Here is a 12,335-nt window from a genome sequence, read left to right on the forward strand (position 1 = left end):
ACCATTCGCCTCTGGAGGTTCGATGGCGCACATTCTGGTCATAGATGATGAAGCGGCGATCCGTCGCTTTCTGCGGATCAGCCTGATTGCCGAGGGGCATCAGGTGAGTGAGGCGGTGGGGGTCAATGAAGGGCTGGAGCAGTATCGCCACCTCAACCCCGATCTGGTGATCCTCGATCTCGGTCTGCCGGATGGCGATGGCATTCAGGTGTTGCAGGCCATTCGCGAACACCACCCCAATCCGGTGCTGGTGTTGTCGGCCCGTGATTCGGAGCAGGAGAAGGTGCGACTGCTGGATGCCGGTGCCAACGACTACATGAGCAAGCCGTTCGGCATCGGCGAGATGATGGCCCGCATCCGTGTGCTGTTGCGCCAGCGGGCTGGCGTCAGCAGCGGCGAGCGGCGCCACTTCCCCCAATGCGGCCTGACGCTTGATGTCAGCAGCCACAAGGTGACCATGAAGGAGGAGGAGATCCCCCTATCCCGCAAGGAGTTCGCCCTGTTGCAGGCGCTGGTGTGCCACCCCGGCAAGCTGGTGATGCAGACCCAGCTGCTCAACGACATCTGGGGGCCGAGCCACAAGGAAGACACCCACTACCTGCGCATCGTCATCGCCAGTCTGCGCAAAAAGCTGGGGGATAACCCCCAGCAACCGATGCTTATCGAGACCGAATCAGGTATCGGCTACCGCTTTATCGGCAACTGACGTTTCACGTGGAACGACGCCCACAGCCAAGCAGCGCCAGCAGACCGCAGCCACTGAGCAACAGGCCGAGATCCTGCAATCCGGCCGCCACCGCCAATCCCAGACTGAGCAGCAGGTAATAGCCAAGCCCGAACAGGGCGCCAGCACTGCCTGCCACCTCGCGATAGGCCAACAGCGCCTGACTCAGCACGTTAGGGATCGCCAGTCCGAAGGCCACCACGATTCCCATCATGGGTAGCAGGAACCAGAGGCTGGCCTGAGTCGTCCAGACCAGCAGCCCGGCGACCAGTGCCAAAACGCAAGCCAGTCTGATCAGAGAGGATGGCAGCCACCCCCTCCCCAGCAGATGCTTGTTGAGCAGGCTGCCGAGCAGAGTCGCCAGCGCCAGCAAGATCCCCGAATAGCCAAACTCGCCGGTGCTCAATCCCAATCCGGCAAACAGGAATGGGGCCAGACTGTAGTAGCCAAACAGCATGGTGTTGAACAGGGCAACCAGCATGGCACTGCGCCAGAGTCCGCCATCCTTCATCATCCGGCATGCCAGCGGCCAGAGCGCGACTCGTTGGCTGGTGGCCGGACGGGTTTCCGGCAGCTGCCAGCAGGCAACCAGCAGCAAGAGAGCCGCCAGTATCAGCAGACCGCTGAATACCCCGAGATAACCGAACCCGCTCGCCAGCTGCCCGCCACTGAGCAGCCCCAGCACCGGGCTCAGGGAGAGCGCTATGCCCATCACCGAGAAGACCCGCGCCAGATCGCTGCCCTGATAGCTATCGCGCAGCATGGTCTGGGTCACCACGGAACCCACTGCAGCGCCAAAGGCCGAGATGATCCTGGCCAGCAGCAGGGTTTCAAACTGGTTGGCCAGCAGCGCCAGCAGGGTGCCGGCGCCATAGGTGAGCAGACCCGCCAGCATGGCGGGACGGCGCCCGATCAGATCGCAGAGCCGTCCCCAGCAGACCACGCCTACCGCAAACGCCAGAAAATAGACCGACAGGGTCTGGGATGCCTGCCCTTCGCTCACCTGAAACTGGCTGGCGATGTGGGTCAGGACCGGGCTGTAGATGGTCTCCACAATCTGGGGAAACATCATCAATCCCACCACCAGCCAGAGCGGTGGCAACTTGTTGTTCATGACAAACCTCCTTCACAAGAGGTCGCCATTCTAGAGAGACGCCAACTGTCTGATTACAATAAGCAGGACTATAAACATCAAAAATCGGACATATGGCCTTTATTCTTCCCGATCACCCTTTTGACCCCGACCAGCTGACCGGCTGCGTGATCGGCATTGCCTCCGCCCTTGGCTGGCACGACTCGGGCCTGCATCAACATCAGCGTCATCAGCTGCTGTTCGCCCAATCCGGCTGCATGACTATGGAACTGGAAGGTCGGGTCTGCCTGCTGCCGCCCACCCGCGCCGCCTGGCTGCCTGCTGGCACCGAACACCGGATCTTGATGCGCGGTGTGGTGGCCTACCGCTCTCTCTACTTCCAGCCGCACCCCGAGTTGCCCGGCACGGTCGAAGTGCTGGCGGTCAATCCGCTGCTGCACGAACTGATCGAACGGATGGCGCTCTGGCCGTGGGACAAACCGCAAGAGCAGCAACAACGGACGGTGGCACTGTTTATGGAGGAGTTGGGGCAGGCGCCGCGGGAGTCGTGGCAGTTGCCGCTGCCGACGGATCCCAGACTGGGCGGCTGGCTACAGCAGTTGAAACGGGGAGATGCCCTGCCCGATCGGCTCAACCGGCTGGCCGAACGGGTGGGTGCCAGTGACAAGACCATTGGCCGCATCTTCATGCGGGAGACCGGCATGAGCTATCAGGCGTGGCGCCAGCAGTGGCGGCTGTTGCGCGCCATGGAGCTGCTGGCAGAAAGCGAGTCCATCAGCCGGATTGCCGCTACGCTGGAGTTCTCCAGCGACAGCGCCTTTATCAGCTTCTTCAAACAACATACGGGACAGACCCCCCTGCGCTACCTCAGCTCTCGGGGTGAGTCGCCACAACCTGGCTCGCCTCCACCACCAGGGTATCCAGCGCCAGCGGCTTGAGATTGTGCAGCGCATCCTGCACCACGGCATGGGATGCCTGTTGCAACTCGCTCTGCACATCCTGCTCCAGCTGGGCACTCTCCAGCTCGGGCCGCGGGTTTTCGTTGGCCATCACGTTCAGGCTCAGGGCACTCACAATCAGGGTAGCGATCAGGCTTTTCATCTGGTTTGCTCCGGTATGGTTGAGATGACCAGATAGCTATTCCAATAGTTGTGCCAATCCTCACGCAATTCATAACATGATGATTTTGTTTAAATTAACTATATATCGATACCAAATTGAGTCGCAAAATGCATCCCGCTCGGTCATTTTTAAACCAACAGTTGGTGCTTTTAACCACGCTTGATTTTTGCACCATGTTCCACGTGGAACGTCCCATCTTTTTGATCGACACCCGCTTTTAAACTGAGCTATGGTGCTACATCCCCGTAACTCAAATCTGGATCTGTCACTGAATGGAATTTTCCTTGTTCGGCGAGAAGTTCACTCGCCACGCCGGTATTACCCAACTCATGGATGACCTCAATCAGGGGCTGACCAATCCGGACGCAATCATGCTGGGTGGCGGCAATCCAGCCCCGATCCCCGCCATGCTGGAGCGCTTTCAGGCCGAGGCCAAGAGCCTGCTCGACAACGGCGAGCTGGTCAAAGCGATGGCCAACTACGACGGCCCGCAAGGCAAAGACAGGTTCACCAAAGCGCTGGCCGCCCTGCTCAGCAAGGAGCTGGGATGGGATATCTCGGCCCGCAATATCGCCCTGACCAACGGCAGCCAGAATGCCTTCTTCTACCTGTTTAACCTGCTGGCCGGCGAATTTGCCGATGGCCGCAAGAAGAAGGTGCTGTTCCCGCTCGCCCCTGAATACATCGGCTATGCTGACTCAGCACTGGCCGACGACTACTTCGTGGCCTACAAACCCACCATCGAGAAGCTGCCCGATGGCCAGTTCAAATACCACGTGGATTTCGAGAGTCTGCAGGTAGGTGACGATATCGGGGTGATCTGCGTCTCCCGCCCAACCAACCCCACTGGCAACGTGCTGACCGACGAAGAGATCGAACACCTCGATCAGATCGCCCGCGACAAGGGGATCCCGCTGCTGATCGACAACGCCTACGGCGTCCCCTTCCCGGGCATCATCTTCAGCGAAGCCAAGCCATTCTGGAACGCCAACACCATCCTCTGCATGAGCCTCTCCAAGCTCGGCTTGCCGGGCACCCGCTGCGGCATCGTCATCGCTGACGAGAAGATCATTCAGGCCATCACCAACCTGAGCGGCATCATCAATCTGGCGCCGGGCAGTCTGGGGCCCGCTATCACCATCCCGATGATCGAGAGCGGCGAGATCATCGCCCTCAGCGAACAGGTGGTGAAGCCCTTCTATCAGCAGAAGGCGGAGCTGGCGGTGCAGCTGCTGCGCGAAGCGATCCCCGACCCGCGCTTCCATATCCACAAGCCGGAAGGCGCCCTCTTCCTCTGGCTCTGGTTTGAAGATTTGCCGATCCACTGTCAGGAGCTCTATGAGCGACTGAAGGCGAAGAACCTGCTGATCGTGCCGGGTCACTACTTCTTCCCCGGCATCGACGACCCAGAGTGGCGCCACAGCCAGGAGTGCATCCGCCTCAACTACTCCCAGAGCGAGGAGCTGGTGCGCCGTGGTATCGCCATTCTGGCCGACGAAATCAATGCCCTCTACGCCGGCTAAGTCAGTCCGGCCAGCCAAAAACAGAAAGGCCTGCAGATGCAGGCCTTTGTTGTCTGTCGCGATCCGGTTTACTTAGCCGGGCAGCGCCAGCTGCTCGGGTTTACCGATGGGAATGGCGCGGGGCTTGAGCGCCTCCGGCAGTTCGCGTGCCAGATCGATGGTCAGCAGACCATGCTCCAGCTTGGCGCCCTGCACTTCCACGTGCTGGCTCAGCTTGAAGGCGAGCTCGAAGTCACGCTCGGCAATCCCCTGATGGAGGAACTGACGCTCACCAGCCGCAGCCCCTTTGCGCCCCTTCACCTTGAGGGTGCCGTTTTCGGTCTCCAGCTCCAGCTCTTCGCGCTCGAAGCCAGCCACGGCGACCGTGATGCGATAGCCATCCTGATCGCGCTTTTCAATGTTGTACGGGGGGTAAGCGGCAGTCTTCTGCTCGAACAGACCTTCCAGCTCACGGGCCATCCGCTCGAAGCCGACGGCGTTGGAATAGAGATGAGAAAAATCGAGGTTACGCATAATCCTATCCTTCTAATAAGCAACAGGTTCAACTCTCCACAGGCCCGTCATCGGCACCCGGGAAATTTTAAAATTTCAGTGAATTCAGGCTATCAGCCGTTGATCTCGATCTTGCGCGGCTTCATCGCCTCGGGCACTTCACGCACCAGCTCGATGTGCAGCAAGCCGTTTTTCAGGTCGGCCCCTTTCACCCGCACATAGTCGGCCAGCTGGAAGCGGCGCTCGAAACCACGTTCGGCGATCCCCTGATAGAGATAGTTGCGCCCGGTGTCGGCCTGCTTGTTGCCCTTCACCGTCAGCAGATTTTCCTGGAAGCTCAGCTCCAGCTCTTCCTGGGTAAAGCCCGCCACCGCCATGCTGATGCGGTAGTCGTTGTCACCCAGCTGCTCGATGTTGTAGGGGGGATAACCGGCATTGCCATTGCTGGCCGCAGATTCGATGAGATTGGCCAGACGATCGAAACCGATGGCAGAACGATAGAGCGGAGAAAAATCGATAGAACGCATAGTATTACCCTCTTGTGAGCGATAACGGATTGTTTGCCCTCCTTATGGACGGGCGCCTGGTCGAAACCTCTGTCGAGCGTTCCGGCCTTGTTACCTATATAGGGGCTCACTTTTTCCTTTCAAGGGGATTTTTTCAAATTTTTTAAATGGCCGCACCGACCTGTAGAACATCAACCTGTTGGCCCGATAGTGATGATAATCGACCCGTGGCCACTGATGGCAATGCGCTCCGCACTCCATAATTGGTTGCATATCCACCAGCCAACATGGAGCCATCTCATGAAGATTACCCAGGTTCGCAACGCCACCTTGCTGCTCGACTATGCCGGCACCCGCTTTCTGATCGACCCCATGCTCTCGGCCAAAGGGGCCTTCCCCGGCTTTGAGGGCACCGCCAACAGCCAGCTGCGCAATCCACTGGTCGAGCTGCCGCTACCGATCGATGAGCTGGTCGATGTGGACGCCGTTATCGTCACCCACGACCATCCCGACCACTGGGATGATGCCGCCAGAGCCCGGATCCCCAAGCATCTGCCGCTCTTGGTGCAACATCAGAAAGATGCCGATGCTATTCGTGCCAGTGGCTTTGAGGATGTGCGTCTGCTGAGCGACCAGCCCGAGTTTGCCGGCATTCGCCTGCAGCAAACCGGTGGCCAGCACGGCAACGACCAGTTGATGGCGGTACTGGGTGAACGCATGGGAGAAGTGTGCGGCGTGGTCTTCTCCCATCCCGACGAACAGTGCCTCTATCTGGCCGGTGATACCATCTGGCATCCCTCGGTCGAGCAAGCCCTGCAACAGCATCAACCCGAGGTCATCATCCTCAACTGTGGCGATGCACAGGTGCCCGGACTCGGTTCCATCATCATGGGCAAGGAGGATGTCGCCGCCGTTTATCAGGCCGCACCGCAAGCCACGCTGATCGCCAGCCATATGGAGGCGGTCAACCACGCCGTGCTGTCACGCCAGGAGCTGCGCGACTATCTGGCGGTACGGGGCATGATGGATCGGGTACGGGTGCCAGAAGATGGCGAGGCGATATCAATGTGACCCACAGGAGGGCCATGCCAGAGATGGCCCTTCGGCTTTCTCTGCCGAACGCTTATGATGAGGGGTCTGCGCGCAGAGAGGAGTCAACACCATGCCCACCCCGATCGTTGCCGTGGTGACCTTCGATAACTTCAGCCCTTTTCACTGCGCCGTCCCCTGCCTCATCTTCGGCGACATCCTGCCGGGCCAGCCGCTGTTCGAGCTCAAGATCTGCTGCGGTGATGGCAACCACCACTCACACTCGGCGCAAGGCTTCACCATTCAGGCTCCCCATGGGCTGGAGGTGCTGGCCGAGGCGGAGATCATCGTCATTCCCTTCTGGCACGACCCGGCTGCACGGCCACCAGCACAGCTGCTCGATGCCCTGATTGCCGCCAGAGCCAGAGGTGCCCGGCTGGTCGGGCTCTGTCTCGGCACCTATGTGCTCGCCTACGCCGGGTTACTCAATGGTCACAAGGCATCGACCCACTGGGAATATGAGCAGGATTTCTGCCACCGCTTTCCCTGCGTGCAGCTTGATACCAACGCCCTCTATGTGGATGACGATGGGCTGGTCACCTCGGCAGGCACTGCCGCCGGGTTGGACTGCTGCCTCTATCTGGTACGCCAGTACCACGGCTCGGCCATCGCCAACAAGGTGGCGCGGCGGCTGGTGATCCCGCCCCACCGGGAAGGGGGTCAGGCCCAGTTTATCGAGCAGCCGGTGCCCGCCTCCACCCGCGATGTCCGGATGAACCAGTTGCTCGATCACCTGCGTGCCCATCTGGCCGAGCCTCACACCCTGGATTCTCTGGCGGCCCATACCCTGATGAGTCGGCGCACCTTTACCCGCCGTTTTCATCAGGCAACCGGCCTCTCGGTGGGTGAATGGCTGCTGGCGGAACGGCTCAGGCGCAGTCAGGAGCTGCTGGAGGTGAGCGGCCATTCCATCGATCGCATCGCCGAGCTGGTCGGCTTCAAGAGTGCCACCTCCCTGCGCAATCACTTCCGCGCCCGCTTTTCCATCTCCCCCAGCGAGTGGCGACGATCTTTTCGCGGCTAAAACCCCTGATACCAAAGCACGATGTTTCACGTGGAACGTGCCACCTACTCCGCCCAAAAACAAAAAGCCGCTCACAGGGAGCGGCTTTTTTATATCGGGCTGACAGCGTCGATTAGACGTCGAGGTTGGCCACGCGCAGGGCGTTGGTCTCAATAAAGTCACGACGGGGCTCAACGGCATCACCCATCAGGGTGGAGAAGAGCTGGTCGGCACCGACGGCGTCGTCGATGGTGACGCGCAGCATGCGACGGGCTTCCGGATCCATGGTGGTTTCCCACAGCTGGTCCGGGTTCATCTCACCCAGCCCTTTATAGCGCTGGATGTAGATGCCGCGCTTGCCTTCGCCCATCAGCCACTCGACGGCTTCTACGAAGTTGGCAACCGGCTTGACCTTCTCGCCACGCTTGATGAAACCACCTTCCTCGATCAGGTTGGCGATCTCCTTGCCCAGCGAGACCAGTTGACGGTACTCACCGGACTGCAGGAAGTCGTAGCTGAGCGGATATTCGCGGTCGACCCCGTGCTGGCGTACCACGGCGTGCGGCACGTACAGGCTGCGCTCTTCATCACGACGAACCTGGATCTGGTACTGGATACCGTGGTTGCTCTCGTTGAGCACGGCTTCCATACCCTGACACCAGGCCAGCAGATCGCTCTCGCTGTTCAGCAGCGCTTCGTTCAGCTCCGGCTGATAGATCAGCTGGGTCAGCACCGCTTCCGGCGCACGACGAGACATGCGGGTGATCAGGTGAGTCACCGAGCGGTGCTGGTTGACCAGACGCTCCAGCGCCTCGCCACCGATGGCCGGAGCAGACTCGTTGACGTGCAGGGTAGCACCATCCAGCGCCATGGCGGTCTGGTACTGCAGCAGCGCGTCTTCGTCTTTCAGGTACTGCTCCTGCTTGCCCTTCTTCACTTTATAGAGCGGCGGCTGGGCGATGTAGACGTAGCCACGTTCGATGATTTCCGGCATCTGACGATAGAAGAAAGTCAGCAGCAGGGTTCGGATGTGCGCACCATCGACGTCCGCATCGGTCATGATGATGATGTTGTGATAACGCAGCTTGTCCGGGTTGTACTCGTCGCGACCGATACCGCAACCCAGTGCGGTGATCAGGGTACCCACCTCTTGCGAGGAGATCATCTTGTCGAAACGGGCCTTCTCTACGTTCAGGATCTTGCCCTTGAGCGGCAGTATGGCCTGGTTCTTACGGTTGCGACCCTGCTTGGCGGAACCGCCAGCAGAGTCCCCTTCCACTATGTAGAGTTCGGAGAGAGCAGGGTCTTTTTCCTGACAGTCAGCCAGCTTGCCGGGCAGACCGGCGATATCCAGCGCGCCTTTGCGGCGGGTCAGTTCGCGGGCTTTGCGGGCCGCTTCGCGGGCACGGGCCGCATCGATGATCTTGTTGACCACGATCTTGGCATCGCCCGGGTTTTCCAGCAGGAAGTCAGCCAGCTTCTCACCCATCGCCTGTTCAACGGCGGTCTTCACTTCGGAAGAGACCAGCTTGTCCTTGGTCTGGGAGGAGAACTTGGGATCCGGCACCTTGACGGAGATAACGGCAATCAGACCTTCACGTACGTCGTCGCCACTGGCGGCAGACTTGGCCTTCTTGCTGTAGTCCTCTTTGTCCATATAGGAGTTCAGAGTACGGGTCAGCGCGGTACGGAAGCCAACGAGGTGAGTACCACCATCCCGCTGCGGGATGTTGTTGGTGAAGCAGTAGACCCCTTCCTGATAGGCGTCGTTCCACTGCATCGCCACTTCAACACCAATCCCATCCTGCTCGGTGGTGAAATGGAACACCTTCGGGTGGATCGGGGTCTTGTTCTGGTTCAGGTATTCAACGAACGCCTTGATGCCACCCTCGTAGCAGAAATGCGCCTCGCGGCCATCACGCTCGTCTTGCAGACGGATGGAGACACCGGAGTTGAGGAAGGAGAGCTCGCGCAGGCGCTTGGCCAGGATCTCGTAATGGAACAGGGTATCGCTGAAAATGGCAGGGCTCGGCCAGAAGCGAACTTCGGTACCGGTGCCGGTGCTGTCGCCAATCTGCTTGAGCGGCGCTTGCGGCTCACCCAGATGATAGGTCTGCTCGTAGACGTGGCCGTTACGACGAATGGTCAGCAACAGCTTATCAGAGAGGGCGTTAACTACCGAGACACCCACGCCATGCAGGCCACCGGATACCTTGTAGGAGTTGTCATCAAACTTACCGCCAGCGTGCAGCACGGTCATGATGACCTCTGCGGCGGAGCGGCCCTCCTCCTCGTGCATGTCTACCGGGATACCCCGGCCATTGTCACGCACAGAGACAGAACCGTCGGAATGGATCTTGACCAGAATATCGGAGCAGTAGCCAGCGAGCGCCTCGTCAATGGAGTTATCGACGACTTCGAACACCATGTGGTGCAGACCCGAGCCATCATCCGTATCGCCGATATACATCCCCGGGCGCTTGCGGACCGCATCCAGGCCCTTCAGCACCTTGATATTCGAGGAGTCGTAAGTATTTTCACTCATAGCTTACTCTCTGCCTTCTCTAACGTTTCGGAGATTTTACCCTGTTCCACGTGGAACAACTTGCAGTCATTCGCATCCATCATGTCTGCGAGCTGACCGGTGTCGATGGCAGTGATAAACACCTGGGACGCACACTGCTTCAGCCTTGCGGCCAGCAAGCGGCGCTTGTCGACATCCAGTTCAGAGGCAAAATCGTCAATTAAAAAAATACAGCCACGGCTGCTATGTTGATTCAAATAGAGCCCTTGGGCCAGTCGCATGGCGCAGACCAGCAACTTCAGCTGACCCCGGGACAAAATATCCTGAGCGGGTACCCCGTTCGCCTTGAGGCGAACATCGGCTTTCTGTGGACCGACACCGGTATAGCCCAGCGCCCGATCCCGCTCAAACCCCGCCTCCAGCAGATCGCCGAGGGGAGTATCTTTCTCCCAGCCCCGGTAAAAGCCGAGACTGATATCGAATTCCGGCAGAAAATCCGCCGTCATCTCCTTGATCAGGGGCGTAATGGCCTGACAATAACTGGCGCGAAACTCGGCCAGCTCACCACCCAGCCGCACCAATTCCTGATCCCAGAACGCCAGCTGGCGGTACTGGGTGCTCTGGCGCAGCAGCGCATTGCGCTGTTTCAGCAGCCGCCGCACTCGCCCCCACAGGGCAAAGAAGGTCGGCTCCTGATGGAAAACGCCCCAATCGAGCCAGGCGCGGCGAGCCTGAGGCCCGCCCGTCAGCAAGTTGAAACCATCGGGATGGATCAACTGCACCGGCAACAGCTCCGCCAAATCGGCCAGCCGCTGGGCCTGTGCCCCGGCAATCTTGAGCTGGGTCTCGCCACTCTTGTCTTTGGCAAGACCGATCGGTACCTGACGTCCCTCCAGCTCGCACTGGGCAAACAGGGTAAAGGCCCTCTCCCCCTGGCGGATGACCCGCCCGGTCAAATGAGTGCGAAAGGAGCGCCCCAGACCAAGGTAGTGAATGGCTTCCAGCACGCTGGTCTTGCCGCTGCCATTGCACCCGACCAGAATGTTGAGGCCGGGCGACAGCTTGAGACTGGCTTGCTGGATATTGCGAAAATCGCTGAGCTGGAGTTTGACCAGGGACACGACTAGATCCGCATCGGCATCACCACGTACTGAGCATCCTGATGTTCAAAATCCTCAATAATGGCACTGCTGATGGAATCGCTCAGGCTAATCCGAATTTGGTCACATTTTAACGTATTCAGCACGTCGAGCACATAAGAGACGTTAAAGCCGATCTCCATCTCGCCAGCGGCATATTGTACGTCAAGCAGCTCTTCGGCTTCTTCCTGTTCCGGGTTGTTGGCGGTGATGCGCAGCAGGTTTTCCTGCAGATTGAGACGCACCCCACGGAATTTCTCGTTGGAGAGGATAGCGGCACGGGCAAACGCCTGACGCAGATCCTCACGGCCGGCGATCAAGGCCTTGTCGCTGTTGCGCGGAATGACGCGGCGCCAGTCCGGGAAGCGGCCATCCACCAGCTTGGAGGTGAAGATGAAGCCGTCCAGCGCAGCACGCAGGTTGCTGCGACCGATCTGCAGCCGCACCGGCTTGTCTTCCGCCTCCAGCAGACGCACCAGCTCCAATACCCCTTTGCGCGGCAGGATAACCTGATGATCGGGCAGCGATTCCCCTACTACCTCGCGGCGGCAGGTGGCCAGACGGTGACCGTCGGTCGCTACGGTACGCAGACCGTGACCTTCACTCTCGAACAGCATGCCGTTCAGGTAGTAACGCACGTCCTGGCTGGCCATGGAGAACTGGGTCGCATCGATCAGCTTCTTCAGCTCCAGCTGGCTGATATCGAACTCGAGCACGGATTCCCAATCTTCAATGTTCGGATACTCGGTCGCCGGCAGGGTCGAGAGGTTGAAGCGGGAGCGACCGGATCGGATGATCAGGCGCTCCCCTTCGGTATTGAGACGGATCTCGGCGCCTTCCGGCAGACCACGGCAGATATCCAGCAGCTTGCGCGCCGGTACTGTGGTGCGGCCATCTTCGCTGGCCCCGTTCAGATAGACCTGACCGATCATCTCTACTTCGAGATCGGTACCGGTCAGTGACAGCAGACCGTTGCTGACATCAAGCAGCACGTTGCCGAGGATCGGCAGGGTCGGTCGGCCGCCGAGGGCGCCGGACACCAGCTGCAGAGGACGTAACAGGGCCTCACGGCTAATTTCGAGCTGCATCTGTGCTCTCCGTTGTGATTAGGAGGAAAAGA

12 protein-coding genes are annotated in these 12,335 nt (G+C 59.5%); 5 read left to right on the top strand and 7 right to left on the bottom strand.

The genetic code is table 11. From position 1 onward, the window contains the following. The first annotated feature begins 22 nt into the window (after positions 1 to 22). Entirely contained in the window at positions 23 to 706 is a 684-nt protein-coding gene (locus G5137_RS14145; protein ID WP_245133351.1) for a response regulator, read from the top strand. A gap of 4 nt (positions 707 to 710) precedes the next feature. Here G5137_RS14145 and G5137_RS14150 read toward each other — a convergent pair whose 3' ends face one another. After that, positions 711 to 1,838, bottom strand: coding sequence for a multidrug effflux MFS transporter (locus G5137_RS14150; RefSeq protein WP_421255570.1), 1,128 nt, complete (start codon positions 1,836 to 1,838; stop codon positions 711 to 713). A 92-nt stretch (positions 1,839 to 1,930) separates the two neighbouring features. On the opposite strand from G5137_RS14150, the gene G5137_RS14155 reads away from it, so the two are divergent. Continuing rightward, positions 1,931 to 2,755, top strand: a complete 825-nt coding sequence (locus tag G5137_RS14155; RefSeq protein ID WP_158111053.1) for an AraC family transcriptional regulator — start codon at positions 1,931 to 1,933, stop codon at positions 2,753 to 2,755. Here the strand turns inward: G5137_RS14155 and G5137_RS14160 are convergent. Then, the gene (locus tag G5137_RS14160) at positions 2,685 to 2,918 is read right to left on the bottom strand and encodes a hypothetical protein (protein WP_421255571.1); all 234 of its coding nucleotides are present in this window, start codon (positions 2,916 to 2,918) and stop codon (positions 2,685 to 2,687) included. The genes G5137_RS14155 and G5137_RS14160 overlap by 71 nt on opposite strands. A 293-nt stretch (positions 2,919 to 3,211) precedes the next feature. On the opposite strand from G5137_RS14160, the gene G5137_RS14165 reads away from it, so the two are divergent. Further along, positions 3,212 to 4,462, top strand: coding sequence for a valine--pyruvate transaminase (locus tag G5137_RS14165; protein WP_219265258.1), 1,251 nt, complete (start codon positions 3,212 to 3,214; stop codon positions 4,460 to 4,462). A 72-nt stretch (positions 4,463 to 4,534) separates the two neighbouring features. On the opposite strand, the gene G5137_RS14170 is transcribed toward G5137_RS14165, so the two are convergent. Both G5137_RS14170 and G5137_RS14175 read right to left on the bottom strand, forming a co-directional pair. Next, positions 4,535 to 4,975 carry an Hsp20 family protein gene (locus G5137_RS14170; protein WP_005339297.1) on the bottom strand — a complete coding sequence of 147 codons (441 nt, stop codon included), beginning with the start codon at positions 4,973 to 4,975 and terminating at the stop codon, positions 4,535 to 4,537. Between the two features lie 92 nt (positions 4,976 to 5,067). Next, on the bottom strand, positions 5,068 to 5,481 hold the full coding sequence (locus G5137_RS14175; protein ID WP_005339298.1) for an Hsp20 family protein: 414 nt from the start codon (positions 5,479 to 5,481) through the stop codon (positions 5,068 to 5,070). 279 nt (positions 5,482 to 5,760) lie between these two features. Between G5137_RS14175 and G5137_RS14180 the strand changes: the two genes are divergently transcribed. Both G5137_RS14180 and G5137_RS14185 read left to right on the top strand, forming a co-directional pair. Continuing rightward, positions 5,761 to 6,531 (top strand): MBL fold metallo-hydrolase, encoded by a 771-nt coding sequence (locus G5137_RS14180; RefSeq protein ID WP_421255572.1) that lies wholly within the window; start codon positions 5,761 to 5,763, stop codon positions 6,529 to 6,531. A gap of 91 nt (positions 6,532 to 6,622) precedes the next feature. After that, positions 6,623 to 7,573: a helix-turn-helix domain-containing protein gene (locus tag G5137_RS14185; protein WP_421255573.1), complete on the top strand. Its 951-nt coding sequence runs from the start codon at positions 6,623 to 6,625 to the stop codon at positions 7,571 to 7,573. 112 nt (positions 7,574 to 7,685) lie between these two features. Here the strand turns inward: G5137_RS14185 and gyrB are convergent, their stop codons facing one another. From gyrB to dnaN, 3 genes are read right to left on the bottom strand one after another with little or no spacing between them, the layout of a single operon-like run. Then, entirely contained in the window at positions 7,686 to 10,097 is a 2,412-nt protein-coding gene (gene gyrB, locus G5137_RS14190) for a DNA topoisomerase (ATP-hydrolyzing) subunit B (protein WP_005357188.1), read from the bottom strand. Then, positions 10,094 to 11,197, bottom strand: coding sequence for a DNA replication/repair protein RecF (gene recF / locus G5137_RS14195; protein ID WP_005339305.1), 1,104 nt, complete (start codon positions 11,195 to 11,197; stop codon positions 10,094 to 10,096). The genes gyrB and recF overlap by 4 nt, the downstream gene beginning before the upstream one ends. A gap of 2 nt (positions 11,198 to 11,199) precedes the next feature. Further along, positions 11,200 to 12,303 carry a DNA polymerase III subunit beta gene (gene dnaN / locus G5137_RS14200; protein WP_005339306.1) on the bottom strand — a complete coding sequence of 368 codons (1,104 nt, stop codon included), beginning with the start codon at positions 12,301 to 12,303 and terminating at the stop codon, positions 11,200 to 11,202. Positions 12,304 to 12,335 lie beyond the last annotated feature (32 nt).

The organism is Aeromonas sp. 600282, from assembly GCF_049175755.1.
Taxonomy (GTDB): Bacteria; Pseudomonadota; Gammaproteobacteria; order Enterobacterales; family Aeromonadaceae; genus Aeromonas; species Aeromonas veronii_A.